Genomic DNA, 24,089 nt, shown 5'->3' with positions numbered 1-24,089 from the left:
GGCAGGACGAAGTTGGCGAACCCGAACAGGTTCGGGGTGGCGTAGAGCAGCAGCATGATCGTGCCGTGCATGGTGAAGAGCTGGTTGTACTGCTCGGGGGAGAGGAACTGCAGGCCGGGCCGGGCGAGTTCGCCCCGCATCAGCAGCGCGGTGAGGCCGCCGATCAGGAAGAACCCGAACGATGTCGTCAGGTAGAGCACGCCGATCGTCTTGTGGTCGGTGGTGCGGATCGTCTTCAGGAACGTCGACCCGCGCGGGGCGCGCCACGCCGGGCGGTGGGGAATGGGGATCGGCCGGGCGGCGGTGTCGGTCACGGGAGTCCCTCCGGGAAGGTCGGCGTCGAGCGCGCGTACCCGAGCCGCCCGTCGATACACCCGTTTCGCCCGGTTGGGTCCGCGAGCAGGGGGTAGCCGGACGCGGCGCATTACGGGAGGAGCGGCGATGGACCGGTTGAATCCCAGGCCGCGGGCCGACGCCCGCCGGTTGCGGGCGATCGAACGCGGCTTGTCGGCCACCGACGCGGCCTGGGCGTGGGAGGTGTTCGGTGACGTCGCCCGGCCGCGGGCACCGAGTTGATCGACAAAGCATTCGCTCCCGGGGTCCCCGGGGTTCTGGTCGACCCCATGGCCGAGCCAGGCGAGCAGCAGGCGATGCTGAACCTCTTCAAAGGAGCTATCGGGATGTTCAAGAACCCGACGTCGCACCGCGCGGTGGAGTACGAGGACCCGGCGGTCGCCAGCGATGCGGTCTTGTTGGCTGATCTGCTCCTGCGGCTGCTCGACGGTGTCGAAGCCCGGCCGGCTGCTTGATCAATCGCCCTGATTCGCGACGTCGTCTTCCGTCTGGGAGACGAGACCAGTCGCCTCGGAGAGTCTCAGGAGCTCACGTGTCTCGGCTTCGCAGCCCGGTTTCCCATATTCGCAAAGAATTGCTTCCGGCTCAGGTAGCCGAAGCCGGTTCCCCCGCGCGGAGGGAGCCGAGATTTCCTCGACGACAGTGGCATCGATGCCGGGCACGCTGCTGTACCTGCTCCGTGCTTGCTCGATCCTGTCTTCGGACGCCCGAGGAACAGGATCCGCCATCTCCGCCTGCTGCTTGGCGAAGATGTGCTCGCCCAGCCGTAGTTGCCACCCGCTCGGGGGAACCTGGCAGATGACTTCTGTGACAGGGCGGTTGCTGGTGGGTGTGCCGCTCGAGCGGATACATCGTCCACGAAGTGTGTCGTTCGGGCTCGCTCTGTGACTGCTCCCGGACTCGGGTAGGCAACTGACGGGCACGTCCTTGACCAGCGAAAACAGCGCTGGTGACCCGTGAGAGGACTGGCCGCGCTCGTATCGAACATCCGGCGCAGCCAGCAGCGCGTTGACGTTCGATAATGAGACGCCGGCTTCCAACATCATCGAAGTCGTTAATGCTGTGGCTGACAAGGTCAGCATCGCGAAGCTGACTGAGCTGTGCCAGCACGCACGGCGTATCGCTGGAGAAGCAGCTGGCCAAGCCATATGCCGTGCCATTGCGAACTCCGCCGAAGAAGCCACGGACGCGCTGATCGCCTTACTTGAGTACTACACCCGTGCGCTCGACCCTGCGGAGGAACGCGCGAGTGGACGGCGCGATGGTGAGTTCGACCTCGAGACGGCGGGGATGAACTCGACCCGGGGAGTTGCCGCTGCGGCGATCGGTCAGATTCTCGTCGCTGGCGACACGTACGCGCTTCGGCTACTTCCGACTGTGGTTGTACTCGCCCACGATCCGATCCTGTCGGTACGCGCGGCAGCCACTCGTCCGGTTTTGGCCCTGTTCGACAGCCATCTGGATCAGGCTCTCGATGTCGCTGACGATCTGTTCGCCAGTAGCGACATCGAGATTTACCATTCCAACGCAGCTAACAGGTTGTTGAAGTACTCCATCTATCGTGTAGGACTGAACCACACGGCGTTCGGCATCGGACAGCTCGTGGGTGGCGGGACTCCGCCAGTCGAGGCGGCGGTCAGGCAGTTGCGCGCGCATGGTCACGCGCGCCCGCTGCAGCGCGCTGGTCACCGAGGCAAGGGTCAGCTCGAGGGCGCCGGCGGCCTGCGGCGCCGTCCACCCGAGGACATCGCGCAGGATGAGCACCGCCCGCTGCCGCGGCGGCAACCGCTGGACGGCGACGATGAACGCGAGCTCGATCGTCTCCCGCGCGACCACGGATTCCTGCGGATCCTCGGGAAGCATCCGGTCGGGATAGGGCTGCAGGTAAGGCACCTCGGAGGCCTACGGGTGTGCGGTCGTCGCGCTTTTCCAGGAAGTCGAGGCAGACGTTGGTCGCGATCCGGTACAGCCAGGTCCGCAGCGCAGCGTGGCCCTTGAAGGACTCCCGCTTGTGCCACGCGCGCAGGAACGTCTCCTGCGTCATGTCCTGGGCGTCCTCGTAGTTGGCGAGCATCCGGTAGCAGTGCACGTGCAGCTCACGCCGGTGGCGCTCGGTGACGAGCGCGAACCGCGCGGCGTCCCCCGAACGGGCCGCCGCGATAAACGCGGCCTCGTCGGCGCCCGGCGATCCGGCGTCGGTCATGGTCGTCAATCCTTCCACCGGTAGGGGGCTACCGAGAATTGACGACGTGGCGGCGGATTTCTCATCGGTGACGCGGCCGGCGCGGGTGAAAGGCTGCCGAGGAGCCGATCCGGCTGGCCGTGTCAGGTCGTCGGGTGCGGGATGTCCGCAGCACACCTAGGGCATGTGAACCGTGCGGAGGAACTCCGGCAGCCGCCACGGGCGGCGGCCGCCCACGCGGACCTTGCCCGTCCCGACCGCGCGCAGCGGGGAGATCCGGCCGAACATCATCGGCACCAGCACGGCCGGGTCGAAGGTGAGCCGGACGTCGGCGCTGCCGTCGGGTTCCTCCGCCCGCAGGCCGCCGTTCTGCAGCACCATCATCACCGGCGTGGTGTACGCCGAGCGGAACTCGACGGCGACCCGGCGCGGCGACGGCTTGGCGTAGTCCAGCAGGCTTCCGACGTCGTTGCGGACCATGCCGACGAAGAACAGCTCGAGGAACGACGCTTCGTTCACCGGGTCGATCCGCCACGGCGCGCCGCTCGCGCGGGCGACGTCCCAGCCGTGGATCTCGAGCTCGTTGATCAGGTGCGCGAGCAGGCCGGCCAGCGGCACGCGGCTGCCGCCCAGCCACCAGACCGGCTTGTCCGGGTCGAGGTCCCGGGTGACCCGCAGGACCTCCGCGACGTCCGCGCGCAGCCGTTCGGCCAGGCGCCGCGGGTCGCGCTCGGGGTAGGCGGTCATCGCGATCTCGTTCATCGCCGACACCGTCTCGATGGTCGCCGACGCCATCGGCGCTTCCAGTTCCGGCAGCGGCAGCGGGCCGCCGTCACCGCCGGCCATCACGGTGTAGACGAGGGCGATCCAGCCGACGTGCGCGGCCGTCTCGGCCACCGACCACTTGCCGACGGCCTTTGCGTGCGGGTCCGGCGCGTTTTCCACGGCCGTCGCGAACCGCTCGCCTGCCGTGGCGAAGGCCGCGCGCACTGCCTGCCACTGCGCGAGTCGGATTGTCATGCTCCGATGGTAGCTCCCGGAACGCCGGACCCCGCTCTCCCAGACTGCGGTTGTCCCTGCCCGGCGGGGAAACCCGCGGCGGTAACCGGCCGGTCGGGGGGCGTGCCGGCCGGTTACCGCAGCACCGAGGAAGGAACCCCGCGCCGGGAATGACGCCCGGCTCAGCGCTTTACTCGATCGAGTGACAAACGGCGGGAACACCCCTCACCGCGGCGAAACCGGACGGTTCAGTGGTCACGGCAGTTCTTCCGTGTCGCCCAGCACAAGCCAGGTGCACACTCCGGCCAGGGCCAGTTCCGGAACCGCGCAGGCGACGGCCCGGGTGAATTCGGTGCCGGGGCGGGCCGTGAGGACGTCGAACCAGGCGTCCACCCCATGAGTGCCGCGACCGCCGACGCCGACAGGCGGGCGCGGGCATCACCCCGGTGGTACCACCGCGCGGTGGCCGCGCAGCCGAGCGCGGTGGCCAGGTTGAGCCCGATGCACACGGCAGGCCAGTGCCGTACCTCGGTGGTGTCGGTCAGGGTCCGGCCCAGCACGAACACCCACGGCACCAAGCCCGCCGCCACGGCACCCAGGACGCCGGGCATCCACTTGACCCGCGGTCGTGCCCGAAGCGCCCGAGGTGGAGACGCGGTTGCTGGCCGATCTGCAGCGCCGCTGGCTTAAGGCGACCCGCAGCCCGTACCCGAAGGGGCTAAGGCCAAAGTCGGCGGCGACAGGCCGACCGCGAACAGCCCCGTCGGCAAAACCTACCCGATCGGTGTCGGCTGCCCCTATCGCCGCTGGCGGGAGGGACGAGGTCGGGGGCACTGCCCGTGAGCGGCGGCGACGTGGCGTCAGAGGTTCGGTGGCCAGGAGCGTGGTGCTCCAGAAATGCCCCAGCAGGGACACCGATGCACCGGTCGAAGCGGATCACCCAAGATCGTCCCCGGACAGCAAGAAACCCCTCCGACCTGCCGGAACGGCGTGATCGAAGGGGTTCTGCGAGAGAGTGGAGCTAAGGGGACTCGAACCCCTGACCCCCTCACTGCCAGTCACCTGGCGCTCTGACCTGCGGTTTTGATAGATCTGCAGGTCGGCGGGGGCAGTCTGGGGCAGTTGCGTGCAACGTCAGCGCAGCTCTGAGCCGTTCGAGAACGGGTTTGCCCCAGCGATGCCCCAGCGAGATTGGTGAGAGGGTGTCGGGACGACCGCGACCCTCCGATCGTTTTACCTCTGAATAGCGTCACCCATCAGGGTTCTCTTAGCGGTCGCGGCGCACCAGCACGGCCCAGACCACTTTCCCGCCGCTCCAAGACCGCGCACAGCCCCAGCGCCGGGCGGCTCGGACGATCAGCCACAGGCCCAGGCCCGGTTCCGTGCGGGTGAGCCGCTCGCGCAGCACGGCCGGGCGTGGGTCGTCGTCGGCTACCGCCACGGTGAATGTTCCGCGCCGTAGCTCCAGCCTCAGCTGGGGCGCCGATTCCGTGTGCTCGAGCGCGTTCTCCACCAATTCGGTCGCCATCATGAGGGCGTCATCGGTGTACTGGAGCACCCCCCACGTCACGCAGACCCGTTGGACGAACGCCCGGGCGTCGGCCGACGCGGAGGAAGACGGGTCCAGGAGCCGGACGGCTCGCCGGCTCGGCGGTCGGTCGCGGGCGGCCTCCGCCGCGACGACGTCACGGCAGACCAGCACAGACCGGCGGATGTTCTGTGCCGCGAAGCCGGCCGCGTGGTCGGCGCGGGCGGTCACGACCGCGAACGGGATCGCCGGCCAGTCGACCATCCGGTCAGCGATCACGGAGAACACTGTCATCAGGGTGACGTCGGCGATCTCAAGGCCTTCGATGTCGACGATGAGGGTTACCGACGCTTCTGCGGCGATCCTGAGCACACCATCGCGCAGTTCCGGGTAGCCGGCCGGCGTGAGCCTGCCGGTCACCACGGCGACAGTCGACTCGGCCCGGTACTCCGCCGCTATACGAAGACCGCTAACAGTGGTCACGTGCTGTGGTTCACCGCATTCGTTCGGGAATCGTGTCCATGGTGTGCAGGAGGCGCACAGCGAGGTCCTGACAGGCGGTGTCCGACAGTTTCGTGTTCTCTCTCAGAACATCTCGGACCAGGCTGACGCGCTGGTCGTACCGGGACGCGAAGGCGGCTTCCGTGGTCATGGTGTTTCCTTCTCAAGTTGATCGTGCCCGCCGATGCAGACGCATTCGCGGTTGAACCCACCCGCCACGGTGGCCGTGCAGAAACGGCGTGCGATCGGATCGTGCGTGTGTTCGGCATGCCGGCATGCCGCGCAAACAGCTTCTCTGCCTGGTGTCATCGGTGGGCGCGGCGTCCGGACGGGTCCGGTGCCCACGTGCTCCCCGTGCCGGGGCGCCGTTGCGGGCCGGGTGCCGACCCGTCGGTGGACGGTGCGGGGGTGTACACAGGCTGGCGGAACAGGCTCCCGTACCGGTGCTCCTGGGAGGCGGTGAGCGCTCCTGGCCGGGGCTGCTCGGCGATGGGATGGCTGAACAGCAAACTGTCCACTGTGGAAGTACTGATCGGTGGATCCTCTCGTGGGTGCCGCCGGTGGGCGGCGTGGTTCAGGACTGCAGCTGCCCGGCGGCGGCCGGCAATTCCGTGCTGTCGTCGGTGTTGTCCGGGTCCGCGGCGGCCGTGAGAGCGCGCTGGGCGACGTCGGGGCCGGCTTCCGGTGGAACGACCAGCAAGGTCGTTCGCTGCCGGTCCCAGCCGATCGCCGTCAAGCTGCCGGAGGGCTGCGACCGGAATCCCTCGAGCCGGACGGCGCTGTCGTCGAAGGTGACGCGCCGAGGTGGGTTCGGCCAGTCGCCGAGGTGGTAGGTGACCCGGTCGATGCGTCCCAGCCGAGCGGCCAGCGCCGCGAGCAGCGCGGGCAGTTCGGCGGCCAGATCGCGGGTCGGAGGCCACCATGCTCCGTCGACGTGTCCGGTGGCGGGTGCCGCCGGCTTCAGCCGTAGACGTTCTTCGGTGGCCGGCGCGCTGGAGAGAGTGGTGTTCGGGCCCGACGTCATGTCGGTGCTCCCGTCTCCGGCCGTTGATTGCCGGCCGGACTGGGGCCGAGGACGGCGCAGGTTCGAACACTTGCGCACGAAATGCTCTCGGTCGACACCCAGCGTACACGACGACTGCGCCGAGTGTGTGAACAGTGTGACGCATCCGGACGACGAGCCGCCGGCGGCGGCGGTAAGGGTCGGCCGATCCGCTACTCCACGAGGTGCGGGTACTCCGCCGCGCGGTGCTGGAAGGCCAGGACGGCGGGATTCCGGACGACGCCGTCGCGGATCTCGATGGCGCGGCGAACGGTTTCGTCACCGTCCCAGGCGGACGGTCCGCCGACCACCGTCCCCAGGAACGGGAGCAGGGCTTCGCTGATCTCCCACGTGGCCGAGTTCCACAGGTACGAGGGGCTGTGGTCGACGGCGTAGTACGTGATGCCGTCGCCGACCACGAACGCCGGGTCGGCGAACGTGGTGGTCCGGGCCCAGCTGAAGCCCATGCCTTCGTCGCAGGAGACGTCGACGATGAGGCTGCCGGGCGCGAACGCGGCGAGGTCGTCCTCGAGGAGGAAGGTCAACGGCGCGGCGGTGTCCTGCAGGACGCAGTTGACGACGATGTCGTGCTCGGCGAGGAACCCCGCCAGCGGTACCCGGCCGCGGTCGGTCAGGGCGTGGCTGCGGCGGGGGTCGCCGGGGTTGTTCACGTCGTGCTCGAACTGCACCATCGTCGCGGAGTGGATCGGTGAGCCGACTGCCGTGACGTCGCGGCCGGTGAGCACGTGCACGTCGTGCACGCCGTGCGCGTTGAGCGCGGTCACCGCTCCCCGCGCCGTCGCCCCGAAGCCGATCACCGCCGCCCGCAGCCGGCGGCCGTAGTCGCCGGTCGAGCCGATCACCTGCAGAGCGTGCAGCACCGAGGAGTAGCCGGCCAGTTCGTTGTTCTTGTGGAAGACGTGCAGGCCGAACGAGCCGTCGCGGTTCCAGTGGTTCATCGCCTCGAAGGCGACCAGCGTCAACCGGCTGTCGATGGCCGCCTGGGTGAGCTCGCGGTCCTGGACGCAGTGCGGCCAGCCCCACAGCACCTGACCCGGCCGCAGTTCTGCGACGTCCTGCGGCAGCGGTTTGGCCAGCAGGATGACGTCGCACTCGGCGATGAGCTGTTCCCGCGTGCGCATCCCGGCGACGGCGCCTGCCAGCTGGGTGTCGGGGACGCCGAAGGCTTCGCCGTAGCCGTGTTCGAGGTAGATGTCGTCGCGGAGGCCGGGGTCGATTCGTTCGACGTGGCGTGGGTGGATCGGCAATCGGCGTTCGTCCGCTTTCCGCGAATGCGCGACGACGCCTAGGGTGAGCTGGTGCACGTGGGCCCCTTTTGCTAGACCATAGTCTAAGCACGCGGCGAGTACGGTCTCCGCTTGCGGGGTTCCGGCCGCTGGCTGGGTGGTCCTGCGGGTGTTTGCGGGCGGGTGTTCCGGCAGGCAGGCCGCGTTCGGGCTTGGGCCAGCGGACGTCGGTGGCCCAGCCGAGCTTTTCGAACAGCCAGATCAGGCGGGCGGACATGTCGAGCTGGCCGCGGCGGACGCCGTGGCGGGCGCCGGTGGGGTCGGCGTGGTGGGAGTTGTGCCACGACTCGCCCATGGAGGCGATGGCCAGCGGCCAGAAGTTCGCGGACTTGTCGCGGGTGGCGTAGGGCGGGTCGCCGATCATGTGGCACAGGGAGTTCACCGACCAGGTGACGTGGTGCAGTACGGCCACCCGCACGAGGCCGGCCCAGAAGAATGCGGTCAGCGCGCCCCACCAGGACATCGTCACCAACCCGCCGATCAACGCCGGGGCAAGCAGCGTGACGACCGTGAGCGCGGGGAACCAGCGGTCGATCCGGACGAGGTCGCGGTCGGCGAGCAGGTCGGGGGCGAAGCGCTGGGCGTTGGTCTTCTCGCGGTCGAACAGCCAGCCCATGTGGGCGTGCCAGAAGCCCTTGGCGAGCGCGGTCCGCAGCCCGCGGTTGGCCTTGAACGCGCCGTGGGTGAAGTAGCGGTGGAATCCGATCGTCACCCCAAGTCCGGTCAGGAAGTAGAACCCGACGGTCAGGGCGACGTCGGTCCACCCGAGGCCCCAGCCCCACGCGAACGGCACCGCCGCGGCCAGCGCCAGCAGCGGCACGACCGCGAACAGCTTGACGAGGAAGGTTTCGCTGCGGGTCTTCTCACCCGCCAGCATCGGCTCCGCGGCCTTGGCCGGGCGCGCTGACTGACGTTCGATGGTCTCTGCCAGCTCCATCGCTCTTCCTGCTGACCGTAGCTGTTCGCCGGATTTGTGGCGATCGTTCGGGATTAGCCCCTCCGATGACGGTCTGAACCCGGCGATCTGCACTGAGGCCGCCCGGCACGCCGGCCGGATGGCCTCTAGCGTGGCGAGCATGGAGCACTCCGAACCCGATACCCGCACACTCGAGCGCGGCTTGGGCGAGTACGTGGGGGCGGTGGCGGCGGCGGTGGGTGTCCCGGCCGAGAGCATGACGGTGGAGATCAGTGACACGGCCACCGCCTACCTCGGGCTGCCCCGGCGGTGGCTCGACCGGCCCGACCACGACGTCATGCTGGTGTGGAGCGAGCTGCGTGGGTGGGCCCTCGCGGTGGAAACCGACCCCGCCGACGCCCCGGTCGTCATCGCGCACTACGGCGGCGACGACCTCGTGCCGTCGCCGAGCGCGGTCGCGCAGTTCGTCGCCGACGCCGTCGCCGGGCGCCGCACCGGCCAGGAGCGTCCCGGCCCCGCTACCGCCCTGACCCGCAAGTCGCTGGCTGAACGGCTGAAGGCTTACCGCCGTCACCTGGGGTGACTGGAACAACGGCCTCGTCCGCAGTACCGGTCTGTCTCATGCCAGCCGGAGGGGGCGAGCGACTACTTTCGGAGAGCGTCACGCCGGTGCAGGCGAATGGCGTGCCTCACCGCTGACCGTCCTCCGACATGTGTCGGGTGGACGATCCTCCCTCCTCCGCTGCCGGGCAAAGCCGTGCCAGGTCGCCGCAATCACTTCTGCCTGTGGTTGCTCAGGGCAGCATTTGGCCGGCACTGGTCCACCGGGCGAGCAGTACGGTGGCGTCGTCCTGGAAGCGGCCGTCCTGGTGGGCCGATACCGCCTGGATGAGCCGGCGGACCGTTTCCGGCGGCGGGTGGCCGGCGGCGGCTTCCCGCTCGAGGAAGTCCGCCAGCCGGGCCTCGCCGAAGAACTCCCCGGCCGCGTTGCGCGCTTCGGTGATGCCGTCGGAGTGCAGCACCAGCCAGTCGCCGGGTTGCAGCCGTTCTTCGCCGACGGTGAGTTCGCGGCCGGGTCCGAGCCCGAGCGGCAGGCGCCGGCCGCCGGTGAGGGGTTTGATCACCCGGCCGTCGCGCATGATCCACGGGGGCGGGTGCCCGGCGTTGACGTACCGCAGGCGCCCGCTCGGCAGGTCCATTTCCACCAGGACCGCGGTGACGTAAGCTGCGTCGCCGAAGGTGGCGCTCAGCGTCTCGTCGATCAGCTGGGCCTGCTCGAAGAGGCCGCCGCCGGTGTGCCGGACGGCCCGGTAGGCGGCGATGGCGGTCGCGGCCAGCAGGCCGCTGCGCAGGTCGTGGCCGACGGCGTCGAGAATCAGCAGCCGGGCGGTGTCCTCCGACAGCGCGTAGTCGAAGGCGTCCCCGGCCACCGCGTACCGCGGCTCGACGGCGCCGCTGACGACGAACCCGTCCACTCCGGCGGTCAGCGGCGGCAGGATCGACCAGATCAGCTCACCGGCGACGGTCCGCGGCTGCCGGTGGCGCACGACGTCGAGGCCGTCGCCGTAGTGGGTCATCAGCACCACCAGGTGCCCGGCCAGCAGGGCCGCCCAGCGGCACTGCGTGCGCAGGCCGGGGTCGTAGAGGTCGGCGACCGAGTCCACCTCGACTGCCAGGACCCCGAGCCGCTCGACACCGTCGAGCAGCGGGACCCACAGCCGCGGCGGCTCGGTCTCCGCGGGCAGCATCTCCTGGTAGCGGAACGCCCGGCCGGCCAGCGTCGTCTCGACGTCCAGCGCCGTGGCGCCGTCCGGGGCGCCGGGCGGCGGCACGAGGTGCAGGCGGCGCTGTTCGTAGTCGGCGAGGTAGACCGTCAACCGGACGCCCAGCGCTTCCCCGGCCGCCGCGACCAGAGCCGGCAACCGTTCCGGCGGCGCCAGCTCCGCGCCGTCGAGCAACGTCGTCAGTGCCGTCAGGGGCGCACCCCGGGGCACCGTCTCCCGGATCGTCCGGCTGTAGGGCGCACGCCGGTGCCAGGTCAGCTCGTCGAGGCGTTCGTTGACCACGTGGGCGACGATGTCGCGGTCGAAGCCGGGCAGGACCAGCGCGCCGTGGAGGAAGGCTTCCACTTCGAACAGGCCGAGGCTGCCGCCCAGCGCGAAGTACCGCAGCCACAGCTCTTCGACGGTCAGTTCGGCACGGGCGAACGCCGAGGCGACCGCCTGCTGCTGGTACCGGGCGTCCGGCTCGCTCACCGGCGGGGCCGCAACGTCGTCCGCACGAGGTCCTCCGCGGTCTCGGTCAGGGTTCGGCCGCCTTCCTGCGCCGCCTTGGCCAGCTGCAGGAACGCCGCCTGCTCGTCGACGTGACCCTGCGCCACGAGAATGCCCTTGGCGACGTTGACGACGTCGCGGCCGCGCAGTGACGTCTGCAGCCGGGCACTCACGCGGTGGGCGTCGGCGTAGGACTTGGCGTTCGCCACCAGCACCGCGGCCTGTGTCGCGAACATGCCCAGCAGCGACTCCTCCCGCGGGCCGTACACGGCTGGGAGGACCCCGTAGACCTTCAACGCGCCGAGTCCGGTGTCCCCGGCGACCATCGGGGCGCTCAACGACGCCCGCAGTCCCAGTTCGTTCGCGCGGCGTGCCCAGTGCGGCCAGCGGGTGTCGGTGGCGAGGTCGTCGATCCGCACGACCGTCCGGTCCGCCCACGCCGCCAGGCAGGGACCGCTGCCGAGCTCGTACTGCATCCGGTCGGCTCGTTCGACCACCGCGTCGGTGGCGGCGGTCGTGGTGCGCGTGCCGCCGGGGTCGAGCATGCTCACGCCCGCGCCCGTGCTGCCGGGGATGGTTTCCTGGGCCAGTTTGGTCACCAGCCGCAGCACCGAACCCACCGTTTCCGAGGACAGCAGCAGACCCGACATCCGGGCGAACACGCTCGCGAGCTCGTCGGACAACGGCAGTTCGTGGTTCACGCGGGGCACCTCCCCGATCTCGGGCGAGGTGCGAGTACCCACGCCCGGGTGACCCAACCAAGATCCGGCCGCCGAACCGCAGTGCGGCACGGCCCCGATGCGCCTTGTGGTCAGGCGGACGTCCGGGTGCCCGGGTGCAACTGGGCCCAGGGCGGCATGGGGACGGTGAGCAGGTCGGCGCCGCCGGGGGCCATGGTCAGGTCCACGAGGCAGGCGGCGAGCCGGTCGAGGGGGAGCACGAGGTCAACGCAGCCGGTGGGCATGGCGCTGGAGGGCATCCCGGGCGCGCGGGCGGTCTTGGGATCTTGGACGCGGACCCGGCCGCCGCGGCGTTTGATCGCGCGCACCCCTTGGGCGCCGTCGTCGAGCATGCCGGTGAGCACGACGGCGATGGCCGCCGGGCCGAGAGTGGCGGCCAGGCTGGTCAGGAACAGGTCACCGGAGCGGAAGGGATCGCCGTCGATCATGGTGACCGTCCGGTCCGGTTCCAGCGCGGCGGCGTAGCCGGTCGGGATGACGGTCCCGCCGGGGGTGATGAGCGGGAGCCGGTGTCGGTGGTGCGGACCGGGAGTGCGGTCTTGGCGGCAAGCAGCCTCCCGAACAGCCGCAAGTGATGAGGTCGGCGCTTCTGCCGGCGGTTCACGACTCACGCGAAAGAACCAGCAGGTGAACATCTTCGAGACGGCGCTGCATCGTTGGCTAATCGGTTGTACCGTCGTCGTGGAGCGGTTCAGTCCGGTAGCCGTTGCACCACACCCGCAGCCCCTTTCGTGGAGGGTCGGGTGGGACTGGACTCGAGCACGGGCGGTTTTGGCCTCACCAGTGAGCCGAGGAGCCGAGCTGTCATGCCGCCGATGTTTCTTCCGCCGCCCCGTAACGGATCGGCGCAGGTGCCGACTGCGTCGTTCACCGTGACCAAGACAGCCGAGGTGTGACGGTGATCGCGGCCGCCGACGCCGTCATCGCCGGAGTACCGTTCGCGATCTGCGGCCAGTGCTGGCCGTTGCTGCGCCCGATCGACGTGCTCGGGCTCAACCAGGTCTTGCCGCTTCACAGAAGCACCGCCGAGGCGCTCGCCTGGCTGGCATCTTTGCCCCGGCTGAGCGGGCAGGACATCCGCTGAATTTTCAGGCCGGCTACGAACTGTCGGGATCATCGCAGTCGACGCGTCCCCAGACGAGCTTGCCGTCATCGTGTGAGCTCACCCCCCACTCGGCACACACCTGATCGACCACCAGGAGTCCACGGCCGCCGCTGTGGTCGGGAACGCGCATCCGCGGCTCGCCGGCACCGACGTCGGCAACCGCCACCGTGACCTTGCATGGGTCGTGCGTGTGGTGGATCCGCAGCTGATCGGGGCCACCGGCGTGCTGGTAGGCGTTCTCCAGCAGTTCCTCGGCCACCATCATCGTGTCGAGGCGATCGTTTTCACTCAACGTGGTCAGTCGGCCCTCGACCCATCGACGGGCGGCGGTCAGAGCCGAGGGGTCGGTGCCGGCCAGCTCCAAGACCTGCCAGCCTTCCTGACCGTATGTACTCCACGTGACGGGCACCGTGCGGCTCCTTCCGGCGCCGCGCTGTCTGCTGCGAGCGCGGCACTCCATTTCGTTGGCCTACCCCCGGTGCAGGTAGTTACTCGCCCTTCTGGTCACAAGCAGTGACCGCTGGTCGGGGTGCTGGAGAGGAATACTCGGCGCGCCGGAACTTGTCTCCCTGGCGCGAGAGCCGGATCACCGAGACCAGGTCATGGTGACACTGGTGCCCTCGGTTCCCTTGTCGATCGTGGCGTGGTCGGCCAGCGTGTGGATGAGCGGGAGTCCGCGGCCGTGCAGCAGACCGGGGCGCGCGGCGGCTGCCACCGGCCATGGTCGGCGACGGTCACGGTGACGCTGTGGTCGTGGCTGCGGGCGAGTAGCGAGAAGGCGTCGAGCTGTCCGGGGTAGGCGTGGACGACGACGTTGGCCATGGCCTCGTAGACCGCTGGCTGCAGCCCGGGGATCCGATCGGGATGCAGGCCGGCGCGGGCGGCCCAGGCGGCGATCTCCTCGCGCAGGAGAGCGAGTTGCGCCGGGTTCGCCGGTGCGGCGGGATGGCAAAGATCCGAGACGTCCGATTCGCTCGCCGGGCCGGGAACGCTTTCGTCGCCGGAATCGCCGGCTGGGTGGGCATGGCGGATCAGGACGAGAGGAGAGCGTCGGTCTGGCCGGGGAAGACCGCCAGGATCTTGTCGAGGCCGGTCAGGGCCATGGCCCGGTACGGCATGCCGTCGGACGGTGCCACCACGCGGACCTGACTTCCCGCGGATGCCGCCGTGTGGGCTCGAGCCAGGATGGACAGCCCGGAGGAGTCCAGGAAGGTGACTGCGGTCAGATCGATAATCAGCATTGTGCGATGCTGGGCGGTCGCGGCGGTGACGGTCTCGCTCACCAGTGGTGCGGTCAGTAGGTCGACTTCGCCGCGGAACGCGTGAGCAGCCTCGACCTGCTGCTGGCAGAACTCGCGGCCAGCCGGCGATCCAGCGATGCCGGCGTCCGGAAGCAGGTGGCGGACTCAGCGCTGCAGGCCGCTCAACAGCGCGAACGCGCCGCGCATACCCGGCTGCAGGTCGGCCTACGACGCGGGGCGCAAGCTCATGATCGCGCTGCTGAGCGACACGAAGGTGCCGCGCACGGCAACGGCGCGGCCGTGGAGAGACATCGCCGCAAGGCCGCCATCCACCGATTCGCAGCAAGTGCCGATCGTCGGCGCGCCGACCACCTCACGTGAACGACGACTCGGATGAAGTGATGGTCCCCGCCTTGAGCGCAGTCGCGCCATCGGCGACCCAGTCCGACGGAAGCGGGCGCTGACCGCGGCCGTCGGCCGCCATTGGTCATGGCCGGTCGATGGCGCCGTGTTCTTGTCGTGAACGGCGACTGTCAGCTCCGTTGCCTTGGCTCCTGCGTACCTAGGGTGACGGCTGTGCTCACCCAGCTGAGGTCGTGGGCTGATTCCCGTGAATGACGCTGTCCAGAAGAGCCCGGGCGACGTCGTAGAGCTTGATGTTGGTGTCCTGCGACAGCTTCACGAGGATCGCGAACGCCTCGTCGGGGCCGCAGCCGCGTTGTCCGATCAGGACGCCTTTCGCCTGCTCGATGACGCCGCGGGTGCGTAGCGCCTCGCGGAGATTCCGGTTCTCGCGCTGGGCCTCGCCGTGGGCGTGGCGCAGCCGGCTCGCGAGCTGCGCGGCCTCGTACAGCCGACGAGGCTGATCCGGCGACCAGTCGTTCAGTTCGCCGTCGGTGAGCGCCGCGTCGAGGTCGGTGACGTCCTCGACATGGTGCAGAATCCCCGCGATTCGGCCGTCGGCGTCCCGCAGCGGCACGTTCAGCGGCGCCCACACCTTCGGCACGAACTGGGACCGGTCCTCGGGGTCGGGAACGTCGTAGCGTTGCAGACCCATGTAGTCGCGGCGCCCGCGGCGCAGCACCCGCTCCAGCGAACCGGATCCGCGCGGCCGTCGCCGACCCCAACCCGCCGCGGCGCCTCGCGCTCGGCCTCGTCAGCGCCACCGCGATGCGTGAGGCCCTCACCGCCCGGCTGGCTGGCCTCGACACCTGGGCCGCGGTCAGCGAGAAGGTCGACGCGTGACCCGCTTGCCGCGGTCGACGAAGCCGCACCCCGCCTGGCCAAGGCGCTCGGGGTGGGACCGGACGATCTCCGGGTCAAGCGCGACGACCTGCTCGGCCTGGGCGGCGGCGGCAACAAGGTCCGCAAGCTCGAATGGACCGTCGGTGAAGCGGTTGCCGCCGGGGCGGAGACCCTGGTGACCACCGGTGCCCCAGAGCAACCACGCCCCGCCTCACCGCGGCCGCCGCGGCGAAGAGCGGCTACCCAGGCGGCGCGATCGCGCGTACAGCGCGTGCTGCAGCGCTCACAACGGGAATCTTCATTACTGCCTGGACCTGCTGAGCAGTACTCGATGCTCTGGTACACCTACCCGTACGCCTGCGCAATCGCCGCCGCGGGCGACTGACGCGTCGGCAGCCTCGCCGCACCCGCCGACGGTTGCCACTCATCTCCGGTTGGTGTCGCTCCATTGTGGACCCGTGGCGGGCACGTTGGACGGATGTCGCGGCTGTGGGGTCCTGACGGCGTGCTCCGAGCCGCTCATCCAAGCAGCGTAGCCGCGATGCGCTCTGAACAATGTATGACGTCTGATGGCGACGCTTCAGCTCCCCCGTCTGCGGAATCCGCAAGACAGTCCTGCCGCTGGGGGCTGGGAGCTCGATGATGTCGAACGCCGAGTTCTGCACTTCTGAATCGCCGCCGGTTGGCTGGACAAGCTGGGACGACCACCCGGACCGCATGGTCTGGCGTCGGCCGACCTCCCGGGCGGAGCAGAGCGGCCACCGCGCGGTCACTGATCGACGTGGTGTTGGGCCGGTCAGCGGCGGGCTGTCCCGAACCGGCGCTGATCGGCGGCCGGGCTGATCGACAGCTTCTTGGCGAAGACCCGCCGAAGGCTTTCGTGACCGGGGAAGCCGGCGAGCGTCGCGGTGTGCCCCTGGCCGAGTGCCCGGCAAAAAGACACCTGTCTCGCCGAGGAGTAGCCAGCTCACCCAGCCGATCTGCAGGACGGTAATGCCGGCCGCGACGGCGCGGTAGTCGCCGGTGGCCGTCGCGGGCACCCCGGCGGCGACGACGAGCACACCGGCCATCTGCACCATGGTCAGCAGCCGGTATGCCAACACCTGGAGGAACCCAACCAGGCCGGTCCAGGCGTGTCCGTCGGCGATGTGGTGGGCGAGCTGGGCGGTGGCGGCCGCGACGGCGACCACGAAGACGAGGTCGAACAGCAGCTCGAGCTGGCTCGACGCGCGGTGCGGCTCGGCGCGCGCTCATCCGGACGCGGATCCGGATCTTGGAGTTCATCGGCGGCAAGGGCTCGCTCCATCCCACTGGGGTCGGTCGCGAGCCAGGACAGCGCAGCGCCGGCGCTTGTGACCGGGAACTTGGTCGCGCCTGTCACAACACGGCGGGCTGTCGTGTCTCAGCCGGTGACCGGGCGACGGGACACCGCAGTTCTCTGGAGGAGACATGAGCACGGACAACGAAGCGTTCCTGCACGGGCTCGAAATCGAGGTGGCGGCAGAGCTGGCCATCGCCGAATCGAGCCACTTCGAAGACGTCGCCCGCACACCGGTCACCGAATGGCTGTTCGACCCCACCGACGCCGAGCGCTACGAGGTCAACCTCCGCGGTCTTCTCGGCGCTGTCGAAGCGGTCGAGGAAGGGGAAACCAGGTGAGCAGGTCCCTGGCATCGAAGACCGGTACCGACGAAACGCACATCCGCCGGATGCACGCCAAGCTCGGCGCCACCGACCGCGGGGCGGCGGTCCGGCGGGGCCGCGAACTGCGCCTCCTGTCGGCGAGCAGCACCCTCGCGACGCCGCACCGCGGCACGTGACGGTCCGCCGGTCACAAATCGCGGGGCTGCCCGGTCGTAGCTGAGGTATCCGTTCGTCGAGGAGGTCTTCTCATGTCTTTGACCGTGTTGCAGGAGGCGAAACCGCCGTTCATCCCGGAGGGGGCGCAGGCGATGACGATCGTCATCGAGTACCCGCCGGGCGACCCCGGCACCCCGCCGCACCGCCACCCCGGACCGGCCTTCGGCTACGTGCTGGAGGGCGAGATGGTGTTCGAACTCGAAGGCGAGCCGCCGCGGATCGTCCGCGCCGGCGAGGCGTTCTGGGAGCCGGGCGGGGACGTCATCCACTACCAGGACGGCAACAACCGCGACGACGTCCCGGTGCGGTTCACCGTCACCATGCTGTGCGAACCGGGCAAACCGATGGTCGACCTCGTGACCGAGGACGAACTCAGCGCGAAGGGATGGTCGAGGAAGTGAAGATCGCCGTCATCGGCGGGACCGGGCTCATCGGCTCCCGCGTGGTCAAGATCCTGACCGCGAACGGGCACGAAGCCGTCCCGCACTCGCCGTCCACCGGGCTGGACCTGCTCAGCGGGAAGGGCCTGGCCGAAGCGCTGGCCGGCGCCGACGTCGTCGTCAACCTGACGAACTCGCCGACGTTCGACGACGCATCGCCCGCGTTCTTCCGGACGACCATGGACAACCTGCTGGAGGCGGCGGCCGCGGCCGGCGTCGGGCACGCGGTCATCCTGTCGATCGTGGGCGCCGAGCTGGTGCCGGACCTGGTTTACTACCGCGCCAAGGTGCTGCAGGAGGACATCCTCAAGGCCGGGCCGGTGCCGTACTCGATCGTGCGGGCCACGCAGTTCTTCGAGTTCATGGGCGCGACGATGTCCTGGACCTCCGACGAGAACACCGTCCGCCTGCCCGCGACGCGGATCCAGCCCATCGCCGCGGACGACGTCGCCCAGGCGGTCGCCGACGTCAGCACGGGTGCCCCGCTGCGGGGGACCCGGAACGTCGCCGGGCCGGAGGTGTTCGCCCTCGACGAGCTGGGCCGGATCACCCTCGCCGCCCAGGGTGACCGGCGTCCCGTCGTGACCGACGACCAGGCCGGCCTGTTCGCGGCCGCGCCCGGCGACGCCCTCATCGCCAAGGACGGCGCCGTCATCGCGAAGACTACCTACCGGGAGTGGCTGGCGCGGTGAGGGAGACCGGGCCCGCCCAGCGTGCGGGCCCGGTCAACCGCGGTGCCAGGCGGTCAGCTTGGCCGGGTTGAGCACGATCCAGAGCGTGGTGATCCGGGACCCGGCGGTTTCGGTGCCGACGACCGCGACGGCGCGCGAGGCGTGGCGCAGCGCGAGCCCGGCGCGGCCGTTGACGGACTCGACGGTCAGCTCGGTGTCCGCGCGCCCGCCCATGACCTCGATGACCAGCCGGGCGACCTCGGTCGCGCCGCACACGGTCCTCGCCGGCGCGGGGACCAGGCCGCCGCCATCGCACGTCGCGACCGCGTCGTCGTCGAGGACGGCTTCGAGCGCGGCGCTGTCCCGCCGGCGCCAAGCCGCGGCGAACCGGCGCACGGTCTCGTCGTGCGGGTCGAACACGGATCCCTCCCGCCGGCGGGTCAGGCCGGGACCGACACCGCCTTGTTCTTCTCGGGGTTGACCAGCCACAGCAGCTGATCGATGCCCTCGGCGGTGGCGCTGACCGTGAGCAGGCCGTACACGACGCCGCCCTGGAGGAGCACGGCGGCGGCCTGCCCGTTGGCCTGGGTCCACTCCACCTCGATGTCGTCCCAGAACCAGCTGGAGATCGCCAGCAGGAACTTCGCCACCCGGACGCTGCCCACGAGCGGACGGCGGGCGACGCCCTTGCGGCCGTTGCCGTCGGACAGGTTGGTCACGTCCGGGGTGAAGAGCCGCTCCAGTTCGGCCAGGTCGCCGGACCGGGCGGCGGCGAGGAACGTGGTCAGCAGTTCCCGCTGCTCGGCCGCGGGCACCGACGCGTGCCGCTTGCTCGTGAGGTGCTTGCGGGCCCGGCTGACCAGCTGGCGCACCGCGGCTTCGGTCGACGACAGGATGTCGGCGATCTGGGCGTAGGAGTAGTCGAAGGCTTCCCGCAGCACGTAGGCCGCGCGTTCGCCGGGAGTGAGCTTCTCCATCAGCAGCAGGGTCGCGAACTCCAGCGCTTCACCGCGTTCGGCGCCCAGGTAGGGGTCCGCGGCGGTGTCGACCGGTTCGGGCAGCCACGGCCCGATGTAGGTCTCCCGGCGTTTCCGGGCCGACTGGAGGACGTTGATGGCCAGCCGGGTGGTGGTCGTCGCCAAGAACGCTTCCGGGTTGGTCACCGTGGACCGGTCGCAGGTCTGCCAGCGCAGCCAGACCTCCTGCACCAGGTCCTCCGCCTCGGTGACGCTGCTGAGCACGCGGTAAGCGATCCCGAACAGGCGCGGCCGCACCCGCGTGAAGGCGGCCGCGGCCGCCTCGAGATCGACCACGTCGCCGAGTTCGGCACTCATCCCGGAATCCGTCACCCCACGACTCTACGACGTCGGCCCCGGAGCCTCGGCCGCGCGGCCGAGGCCCCCGGAACTCATTCGACGAGCTTGCCCGCGGTGGACACCTCGCGCATGAGCGACGCGATCTCCTCCGCGATCGGCGGAAGCTCTTCGCGCTCGATTCGCCCTGGCCCGGACCAGACGAGGTTCACGCGCAGCGACTCGTCGAGCTGCGGGTGGTCCGCGCGGTTGTGACAGCCACGCGTCTCGCGGCGCTCGAGCGCCGACTCGAGCGTGGCGCGCGCGGCCAGCACCGCGGCCTTGAGGTCGAACGCGTGCGCGAGGTCCTGGAACCCCGCTGTGTCCGGGTGGACGCCGACATCCCGCATCCGGCTTTCCAGTTCGTCCAGCTCGGCCAGACCGGCGACCAGGCCGGGCTCGTCGCGGACCACCCCGGCGTGTTCGGTCATGGTGTTCCGCAACGTCCGTTGCAGGGCGCGCACGTTCTCGGGGCCGTCGGCGGCCAGCAGCTCGTCGACTTCGCCCCGGGCTTCCTCCGTCGCCGGCGCTGACCGCTGTTGCGCTCCCAGGTCGCGTGAGTAGCGCGCGGCGGCTTCACCGACGATGCGGCCGTAGACCAGCAGCTCGATCAGGGAGTTGCCGCCAAGCCGGTTCGCGCCGTGCAGACCGCTCGCAGCCTCGCCGAGGGCGTACAGGCCCTCGACGCCGGTGCCGTGGTCCTCCGGCCGGACCCAGACCCCGCCCATCGAGTAGTGCGCGGTGGGCGCGATCTCGATCGGTTCCCGGGTGATGTCGAGCATCTGCAGTTCGAGCAGCGTCTGGTAGACCCGGGGTAGGCGACGCATGATCGTCTCCCGCGGCAGGTGTGAGACGTCGAGCCACACGCCGCCACCCGGCGTTCCCCGTCCTTCCTTGATCTCGGTGTAGGCCGCCAGCGCCACTCTGTCGCGTGTGGACAGTTCCATCCGGTCGGGGTCGTAGCGGGCCATGAACCGCTCGCCGAGCGCGTTGCGCAACACCCCACCCTCGCCGCGTGCCGCCTCGGAGACGAGCGTGCCCGCGGCGTTCTCCGGCGCGATCAGACCCGACGGGTGGAACTGCACCAGCTCGGCGTCGCGGATCCGGCCGCCGGCCAACAGGGCGAGCCGGAAGGAGTCGCCGGTGTTCTCGTCGCGGCGGGACGACGTGCGGCGCCAGATGCGCGTGTGGCCACCGGCGGCGAGGATCACCGCGTCGGCGTGGATCACGTACCTCGTCCCGTCCGCGAGGTCGAACCCGTAGACGCCGAAGACGACGTTGTCCCGCACTAGGATCCGCGTGACGTAAACGGTGTCCAGGATCGGGACGCCGAGCTGCGCCGCCCGGTTGACCAGGGTCCGCTGGATCTCCAGCCCGGTGTAATCGCCCGCGAACGCGGTCCGGCGGTAGGTGTGCGCGCCGAAGAACCGCTGGGAGATCTTCCCGTCGGCCTCGCGCGCGAAGGGCATTCCGTAGCGTTCGAGGTCCTCGATGCCCCGGGCGGCGTTCTCGGTCACGATCCGCACGGTCTCGGGATCGGCCAGCAGATAGCTTTCCTTCAGCGTGTCCGCCGCGTGCTGCTGCCACGAGTCTTCCGGGTCCATCGTCGCCAGCGCCGCGTTGATGCCGCCCGCGGCGAGGGTGGTGTGCGCGTCCGACTTCGCCCGCTTGCCGACCGCCAGGACGTCGACACCACGTTCGGCCAGCTCGATCGCGGCGCGCAGGCCGCCTCCGCCGGTCCCGATGACGAGGACCGACGTGGCCATCTGGTGCTCGGTCATGGTCACTTCGCCGGCGGCGGGTTAAGCGGGAGCCAGTCGGCGAACCGGGTGGCGGCCAGCTGCGCGCCGGGGCCGGGCAGGAGCATGTCCTTGTCCAGCAGGGCGCCGAAGTAGCGCGCGTCCGGGTCCGTTACGACCTCGCGGGGGTCACCGCGGAAGGCCAGCCCGGTGCGGATCAGCTCGTCGAGCCCGAACTGCTCGGGACCGGCGACCTCGACGGTGCCGTTCAGCGGTGCGCCGGCGGCGACCCGGCCGACCGCGGTGGCCACGTCTTCGGCGGCCATGGGCTGGATGCGCGCGTCCGACAGGCGCACGGTGTTCCCCTCGGTCGCCGCTTGGGCGATGCTCCCCACGAACTCGAAGAACTGCGTGGCGTGCACGATCGAGTACGGCCGTCCGGACTCCTTGATGAGTTTCTCCTGCGCGATCTTCGCGCGGAAGTAACCGCTTTCGACGAGCCGCTCGGTGCCGACGACCGACAACGCCACGTGGTGCTCCACCCCGGCCTTCTCCTCGGCGGCGAGGAGGTTTCCGGTGGAGGTGCGGAAGAAGTCCAGCACGGCGTCGTCGGCGAAGGAGGGCGAGTTCGAGACGTCGACCAGGACCTGGGCGCCCTCCAGCACTTCGGCCAGCCCTTCGCCGGTCAGCGTGTTCACGCCCGTGTCGGGCGACGCGGGGACCGCTTCGTGGCCGTGTGCGGTCAGCTTCCGGACGAGTTTCGAGCCGATCAGCCCGCTGCCGCCGATCACGACGATCTTCATGGTGTGCCTCTCCTCCCGCATCCCGGCCGCTCCGGGACGTCGTTCTCCAGCAAGGACCGGGCAGGGTCCCGGTTTGTGACAGCCCGGCTGTCACAAACCGCGCCGGTGTCCTGTCTTGGCTGCCGACACCGACCCGACGAACCGGAGTACCGCATGGACACCCGTGGCGCCCACGCCATCGACACGATCGACGATCTCCGCCGCCACCTGCAGTGGGCGATCGAACTCGAGCACGCGACGATTCCGCCTTACCTGTGCGCCCTGTACTCGCTGGACCCGGCGCGCAACCCCGAAGCCACCCAGGTCGTGGGCACGGTCCTCGCCGAGGAGATGATCCACCTGGCCCTGGCCGCGAACCTGCTCAACGCCGTGGGTGGCTCGCCCAAGCTCGACACGCCGGACCTGTTGCCGCCGTACCCGCATCCGCTGCCGCACGGCGACCGGTCCGTGCACGTCCACCTGGCGCCGTTCGGCCCGGAGGCCCTGGAGCTGTTCTTGCGCATCGAGCAGCCCGCGTCGGCGGACGCGCCGCCGCAGAGCGACGAGTACCGGACGATCGGCCAGTTCTACGCCGCGATCGAGCAGGGGTTGCGCATGCTGTGCGACGAGCTGGGGGAGGAGCAGGTGTTCACCGGTGACCCGGCTCGGCAGATCGGCGAGTTCCACCTCCGCGGGGGAGGTGGCGAGGTGCTGCCGGTCCACGACCTGAAGTCCGCGTCGGCCGCGCTGGCGGAGATCGTCGAGCAGGGTGAAGGAGCGGCGCGCACGGACGTGTGGGACGGCGACCGCGACGTGTTCCACCCCGACCGGGAAGAGGTCGCGCACTACTTCCGGTTCCAGGAGCTGAAAGTGGGCCGCCGCTACCGAACCGGCGACACCCCACAGTCCGGCCCGACCGGCGAGGAGATCGCGATCGACCTCGACGGCGTGCTGCCGATGCGGCACAACCCGCGGACCGCCGACTACCCGGAGGGCAGCGCCGTCCGCGTCGCCCAGGAGGAGTTCAACCAGACCTACAGCCTGCTGCTCTACCAGCTGGAAGAGGCCTTCACCGGTAACCCGGGCGGGATGACGGACGCCGTCGGCACGATGTTCGGGCTGCGCAAGCAGGCGCTGGCGCTGATGAAGATGCCCACCGGTGACGGGAAGACGACCGCGGGCCCGACGTTCGAGTATGTGCCACCCGAGCGGCGGAACTGAAGTACGGGCCGCCGCCCGTGGCGCGGGCCGCTCCGAGGATCGCGCATTCACGTGACGTGCCCGGCGGCCGCCAGGTGAACGATGTCGCACGTGTCTGTGCCGGTGGACCGGACGGGTGTTCCATAGCCGCCGTGAGCTGCGGAAACCCGCTGTCCGGTCGGGCTGCCAGGATTATCGCATCCGAAGTGCCGCTGAGAAGAGGCGACAGGTTCGAGCTGGAGTTCGACGGTACTTCCTCGCCTGACGGCTGGACCGGCTACCTCAACTCACCTCCACGCCGACGCCGCCACGCCAGGCGGTAGTAGCCGAGAACGCAACGTACTTCCTCGGTCGTTGCGCAGGGGACCTGTGTTGGCGGGGTTGTCAGTGCGCGCGGTGTCGATCAGCGCGCCGGCGACCCGTGTCCGTGCTCGCCGAGGATGATCTGGCGGCGCTGCTCGGCCAGCTGTCATGCAGCCGCGCGGTCGGAGCCGTAGCAAGCGACTTCGACGCGAACGGTGCCCCCGACACGCTGACTCGGATGAGGGGCGGCGTGAGGTCGGCCGGAGTCGCCGTGACCGTGGGTCGTTTCGCTCGATCCGCCGGGAGCCA

Annotated in this window: 30 protein-coding genes and 5 pseudogenes; 11 read left to right on the top strand and 24 right to left on the bottom strand. The window is 70.0% G+C overall.

Features of this window, described 5'->3' with window-relative positions:
- A partial coding sequence (locus IE317_RS09895) for a cbb3-type cytochrome c oxidase subunit I (RefSeq protein ID WP_191308417.1) occupies positions 1–314 on the bottom strand: 314 nt, incomplete at its 3' end.
- A gap of 127 nt (positions 315–441) precedes the next feature.
- On the opposite strand from IE317_RS09895, the gene IE317_RS45095 reads away from it, so the two are divergent.
- Together IE317_RS45095 and IE317_RS09890 are read left to right on the top strand one after the other, a co-directional pair.
- Positions 442–576, top strand: coding sequence for a hypothetical protein (locus IE317_RS45095; protein WP_268246863.1), 135 nt, complete (start codon positions 442–444; stop codon positions 574–576).
- Positions 573–809: a TIGR02391 family protein gene (locus IE317_RS09890; RefSeq protein ID WP_191308415.1), complete on the top strand. Its 237-nt coding sequence runs from the start codon at positions 573–575 to the stop codon at positions 807–809. The genes IE317_RS45095 and IE317_RS09890 overlap by 4 nt, the downstream gene beginning before the upstream one ends.
- Positions 810–1,917: 1,108 nt before the next feature.
- Here the strand turns inward: IE317_RS09890 and IE317_RS45580 are convergent.
- The 9 genes and pseudogenes from IE317_RS45580 to IE317_RS09850 all read right to left on the bottom strand — a co-directional run.
- A pseudogene (locus IE317_RS45580) lies at positions 1,918–2,557 on the bottom strand (sigma-70 family RNA polymerase sigma factor); the annotation flags it as partial.
- A gap of 156 nt (positions 2,558–2,713) precedes the next feature.
- Positions 2,714–3,556 carry a maleylpyruvate isomerase N-terminal domain-containing protein gene (locus IE317_RS09880; RefSeq protein ID WP_191308413.1) on the bottom strand — a complete coding sequence of 281 codons (843 nt, stop codon included), beginning with the start codon at positions 3,554–3,556 and terminating at the stop codon, positions 2,714–2,716.
- 234 nt (positions 3,557–3,790) lie between these two features.
- Entirely contained in the window at positions 3,791–3,928 is a 138-nt protein-coding gene (locus IE317_RS09875) for a hypothetical protein (protein WP_191308411.1), read from the bottom strand.
- An 874-nt stretch (positions 3,929–4,802) separates the two neighbouring features.
- A complete protein-coding gene (locus tag IE317_RS09870; RefSeq protein WP_191308409.1) occupies positions 4,803–5,486 on the bottom strand; it encodes an ATP-binding protein in 684 nt (227 codons plus the stop codon).
- 70 nt (positions 5,487–5,556) lie between these two features.
- Positions 5,557–5,715: a DUF6307 family protein gene (locus IE317_RS09865; RefSeq protein ID WP_191308408.1), complete on the bottom strand. Its 159-nt coding sequence runs from the start codon at positions 5,713–5,715 to the stop codon at positions 5,557–5,559.
- The gene (locus IE317_RS45445) at positions 5,712–5,873 is read right to left on the bottom strand and encodes an RGCVC family protein (protein WP_373309010.1); all 162 of its coding nucleotides are present in this window, start codon (positions 5,871–5,873) and stop codon (positions 5,712–5,714) included. Before IE317_RS45445 ends, IE317_RS09865 begins: the two co-directional genes overlap by 4 nt.
- A gap of 265 nt (positions 5,874–6,138) precedes the next feature.
- A complete protein-coding gene (locus tag IE317_RS09860; RefSeq protein ID WP_191308406.1) occupies positions 6,139–6,588 on the bottom strand; it encodes a DUF5994 family protein in 450 nt (149 codons plus the stop codon).
- Between the two features lie 191 nt (positions 6,589–6,779).
- Positions 6,780–7,931, bottom strand: coding sequence for a N(5)-(carboxyethyl)ornithine synthase (locus IE317_RS09855; protein ID WP_191308404.1), 1,152 nt, complete (start codon positions 7,929–7,931; stop codon positions 6,780–6,782).
- Positions 7,932–8,055: 124 nt separating this feature from the next.
- Positions 8,056–8,790 (bottom strand): annotated as a pseudogene (locus IE317_RS09850) (acyl-CoA desaturase); the annotation flags it as partial.
- Between the two features lie 199 nt (positions 8,791–8,989).
- Here IE317_RS09850 and IE317_RS09845 point away from each other — a divergent pair.
- Positions 8,990–9,412 (top strand): DUF6292 family protein, encoded by a 423-nt coding sequence (locus IE317_RS09845; RefSeq protein ID WP_191308402.1) that lies wholly within the window; start codon positions 8,990–8,992, stop codon positions 9,410–9,412.
- 211 nt (positions 9,413–9,623) lie between these two features.
- Here IE317_RS09845 and IE317_RS09840 read toward each other — a convergent pair whose 3' ends face one another.
- The 3 genes from IE317_RS09840 to IE317_RS45090 form a co-directional block, all read right to left on the bottom strand.
- Positions 9,624–11,084: a PP2C family protein-serine/threonine phosphatase gene (locus IE317_RS09840; protein WP_229902609.1), complete on the bottom strand. Its 1,461-nt coding sequence runs from the start codon at positions 11,082–11,084 to the stop codon at positions 9,624–9,626.
- The gene (locus tag IE317_RS09835; protein WP_229902608.1) at positions 11,081–11,803 is read right to left on the bottom strand and encodes a GAF and ANTAR domain-containing protein; all 723 of its coding nucleotides are present in this window, start codon (positions 11,801–11,803) and stop codon (positions 11,081–11,083) included. The genes IE317_RS09840 and IE317_RS09835 overlap by 4 nt, the downstream gene beginning before the upstream one ends.
- A 110-nt stretch (positions 11,804–11,913) precedes the next feature.
- The gene (locus IE317_RS45090; RefSeq protein ID WP_268246862.1) at positions 11,914–12,477 is read right to left on the bottom strand and encodes a chemotaxis protein CheB; all 564 of its coding nucleotides are present in this window, start codon (positions 12,475–12,477) and stop codon (positions 11,914–11,916) included.
- 263 nt (positions 12,478–12,740) lie between these two features.
- Between IE317_RS45090 and IE317_RS09825 the strand changes: the two genes are divergently transcribed.
- Positions 12,741–12,926, top strand: coding sequence for a hypothetical protein (locus IE317_RS09825; protein ID WP_191308398.1), 186 nt, complete (start codon positions 12,741–12,743; stop codon positions 12,924–12,926).
- A gap of 13 nt (positions 12,927–12,939) precedes the next feature.
- Here the strand turns inward: IE317_RS09825 and IE317_RS09820 are convergent, their stop codons facing one another.
- The 4 genes and pseudogenes from IE317_RS09820 to IE317_RS44480 all read right to left on the bottom strand — a co-directional run bounded on the left by IE317_RS09820 (position 12,940) and on the right by IE317_RS44480 (position 14,326).
- The gene (locus IE317_RS09820) at positions 12,940–13,356 is read right to left on the bottom strand and encodes an ATP-binding protein (RefSeq protein WP_229902606.1); all 417 of its coding nucleotides are present in this window, start codon (positions 13,354–13,356) and stop codon (positions 12,940–12,942) included.
- Between the two features lie 177 nt (positions 13,357–13,533).
- Complete coding sequence (locus IE317_RS44485; RefSeq protein ID WP_229902605.1) at positions 13,534–13,662, bottom strand: ATP-binding protein; 129 nt, start codon at positions 13,660–13,662, stop codon at positions 13,534–13,536.
- A gap of 44 nt (positions 13,663–13,706) precedes the next feature.
- Positions 13,707–13,844, bottom strand: a pseudogene (locus tag IE317_RS45440) (ATP-binding protein); the annotation flags it as partial.
- A gap of 134 nt (positions 13,845–13,978) precedes the next feature.
- The gene (locus tag IE317_RS44480; RefSeq protein WP_268246864.1) at positions 13,979–14,326 is read right to left on the bottom strand and encodes an STAS domain-containing protein; all 348 of its coding nucleotides are present in this window, start codon (positions 14,324–14,326) and stop codon (positions 13,979–13,981) included.
- Here IE317_RS44480 and IE317_RS09810 point away from each other — a divergent pair.
- Positions 14,270–14,569, top strand: coding sequence for a hypothetical protein (locus IE317_RS09810; protein WP_191308394.1), 300 nt, complete (start codon positions 14,270–14,272; stop codon positions 14,567–14,569). The two genes, IE317_RS44480 and IE317_RS09810, sit on opposite strands and share 57 nt — an antisense overlap.
- A gap of 199 nt (positions 14,570–14,768) precedes the next feature.
- Here the strand turns inward: IE317_RS09810 and IE317_RS09805 are convergent, their stop codons facing one another.
- Positions 14,769–15,272, bottom strand: coding sequence for an ANTAR domain-containing response regulator (locus IE317_RS09805; RefSeq protein ID WP_229902603.1), 504 nt, complete (start codon positions 15,270–15,272; stop codon positions 14,769–14,771).
- Between the two features lie 213 nt (positions 15,273–15,485).
- On the opposite strand from IE317_RS09805, the gene IE317_RS44475 reads away from it, so the two are divergent.
- Positions 15,486–15,818 (top strand): hypothetical protein, encoded by a 333-nt coding sequence (locus tag IE317_RS44475; protein ID WP_229902602.1) that lies wholly within the window; start codon positions 15,486–15,488, stop codon positions 15,816–15,818.
- Between the two features lie 727 nt (positions 15,819–16,545).
- On the opposite strand, the pseudogene IE317_RS45435 reads toward IE317_RS44475, so the two are convergent.
- Positions 16,546–16,644: pseudogene (locus IE317_RS45435) on the bottom strand (hypothetical protein); the annotation flags it as partial.
- 238 nt (positions 16,645–16,882) lie between these two features.
- Here IE317_RS45435 and IE317_RS09795 point away from each other — a divergent pair.
- The 4 genes from IE317_RS09795 to IE317_RS09780 all read left to right on the top strand — a co-directional run bounded on the left by IE317_RS09795 (position 16,883) and on the right by IE317_RS09780 (position 18,425).
- Complete coding sequence (locus IE317_RS09795) at positions 16,883–17,092, top strand: hypothetical protein (RefSeq protein ID WP_191308392.1); 210 nt, start codon at positions 16,883–16,885, stop codon at positions 17,090–17,092.
- The gene (locus IE317_RS09790) at positions 17,089–17,253 is read left to right on the top strand and encodes a hypothetical protein (RefSeq protein ID WP_191308513.1); all 165 of its coding nucleotides are present in this window, start codon (positions 17,089–17,091) and stop codon (positions 17,251–17,253) included. The genes IE317_RS09795 and IE317_RS09790 overlap by 4 nt, the downstream gene beginning before the upstream one ends.
- A 72-nt stretch (positions 17,254–17,325) precedes the next feature.
- Positions 17,326–17,694, top strand: coding sequence for a cupin domain-containing protein (locus IE317_RS09785; protein ID WP_191308390.1), 369 nt, complete (start codon positions 17,326–17,328; stop codon positions 17,692–17,694).
- Positions 17,691–18,425, top strand: coding sequence for an SDR family oxidoreductase (locus IE317_RS09780; protein ID WP_191308491.1), 735 nt, complete (start codon positions 17,691–17,693; stop codon positions 18,423–18,425). The genes IE317_RS09785 and IE317_RS09780 overlap by 4 nt, the downstream gene beginning before the upstream one ends.
- A 33-nt stretch (positions 18,426–18,458) precedes the next feature.
- Here IE317_RS09780 and IE317_RS09775 read toward each other — a convergent pair whose 3' ends face one another.
- From IE317_RS09775 to IE317_RS09760, 4 genes are all read right to left on the bottom strand, one after another.
- A complete protein-coding gene (locus IE317_RS09775; protein ID WP_191308388.1) occupies positions 18,459–18,824 on the bottom strand; it encodes a siderophore-interacting protein in 366 nt (121 codons plus the stop codon).
- 20 nt (positions 18,825–18,844) lie between these two features.
- Positions 18,845–19,738, bottom strand: a complete 894-nt coding sequence (locus IE317_RS09770) for an RNA polymerase sigma-70 factor (RefSeq protein ID WP_191308386.1) — start codon at positions 19,736–19,738, stop codon at positions 18,845–18,847.
- Positions 19,739–19,812: 74 nt separating this feature from the next.
- Positions 19,813–21,537, bottom strand: coding sequence for an L-aspartate oxidase (locus tag IE317_RS09765; protein ID WP_229902600.1), 1,725 nt, complete (start codon positions 21,535–21,537; stop codon positions 19,813–19,815).
- A 2-nt stretch (positions 21,538–21,539) separates the two neighbouring features.
- The gene (locus IE317_RS09760; RefSeq protein ID WP_191308382.1) at positions 21,540–22,298 is read right to left on the bottom strand and encodes an SDR family oxidoreductase; all 759 of its coding nucleotides are present in this window, start codon (positions 22,296–22,298) and stop codon (positions 21,540–21,542) included.
- A 153-nt stretch (positions 22,299–22,451) separates the two neighbouring features.
- Here IE317_RS09760 and IE317_RS09755 point away from each other — a divergent pair, with 153 nt between their 5' ends.
- Positions 22,452–23,498: a ferritin-like domain-containing protein gene (locus IE317_RS09755; RefSeq protein ID WP_191308380.1), complete on the top strand. Its 1,047-nt coding sequence runs from the start codon at positions 22,452–22,454 to the stop codon at positions 23,496–23,498.
- Positions 23,499–23,754: 256 nt separating this feature from the next.
- Here the strand turns inward: IE317_RS09755 and IE317_RS45575 are convergent.
- Positions 23,755–24,062, bottom strand: a pseudogene (locus IE317_RS45575) (phage tail termination protein); the annotation flags it as partial.
- Positions 24,063–24,089 lie beyond the last annotated feature (27 nt).

This window comes from Amycolatopsis bullii (assembly GCF_014654205.1).
In the GTDB taxonomy this organism is placed as follows: Bacteria; Actinomycetota; Actinomycetes; order Mycobacteriales; family Pseudonocardiaceae; genus Amycolatopsis; species Amycolatopsis plumensis.
This window is presented reverse-complemented; position numbering and strand designations above follow the sequence as displayed.

Excerpts from the sequence above, each read along its gene's own strand:
- IE317_RS09755 (WP_191308380.1), top strand. The coding sequence starts at position 22,452 with ATGGACACCCGTGGCGCCCACGCCATCGACACGATCGACGATCTCCGC.
- IE317_RS09785 (WP_191308390.1), top strand. The coding sequence starts at position 17,326 with ATGTCTTTGACCGTGTTGCAGGAGGCGAAACCGCCGTTCATCCCGGAG.
- IE317_RS45095 (WP_268246863.1), top strand. The coding sequence starts at position 442 with ATGGACCGGTTGAATCCCAGGCCGCGGGCCGACGCCCGCCGGTTGCGG.
- IE317_RS09845 (WP_191308402.1), top strand. The coding sequence starts at position 8,990 with ATGGAGCACTCCGAACCCGATACCCGCACACTCGAGCGCGGCTTGGGC.
- IE317_RS09760 (WP_191308382.1), bottom strand. The coding sequence starts at position 22,298 with ATGAAGATCGTCGTGATCGGCGGCAGCGGGCTGATCGGCTCGAAACTC.
- IE317_RS45445 (WP_373309010.1), bottom strand. The coding sequence starts at position 5,873 with ATGACACCAGGCAGAGAAGCTGTTTGCGCGGCATGCCGGCATGCCGAA.
- IE317_RS09880 (WP_191308413.1), bottom strand. The coding sequence starts at position 3,556 with ATGACAATCCGACTCGCGCAGTGGCAGGCAGTGCGCGCGGCCTTCGCC.
- IE317_RS09765 (WP_229902600.1), bottom strand. The coding sequence starts at position 21,537 with ATGACCGAGCACCAGATGGCCACGTCGGTCCTCGTCATCGGGACCGGC.
- IE317_RS09770 (WP_191308386.1), bottom strand. The coding sequence starts at position 19,738 with ATGAGTGCCGAACTCGGCGACGTGGTCGATCTCGAGGCGGCCGCGGCC.
- IE317_RS45090 (WP_268246862.1), bottom strand. The coding sequence starts at position 12,477 with ATGTTCACCTGCTGGTTCTTTCGCGTGAGTCGTGAACCGCCGGCAGAA.
- IE317_RS09865 (WP_191308408.1), bottom strand. The coding sequence starts at position 5,715 with ATGACCACGGAAGCCGCCTTCGCGTCCCGGTACGACCAGCGCGTCAGC.
- IE317_RS09860 (WP_191308406.1), bottom strand. The coding sequence starts at position 6,588 with ATGACGTCGGGCCCGAACACCACTCTCTCCAGCGCGCCGGCCACCGAA.
- IE317_RS09795 (WP_191308392.1), top strand. The coding sequence starts at position 16,883 with ATGAGCACGGACAACGAAGCGTTCCTGCACGGGCTCGAAATCGAGGTG.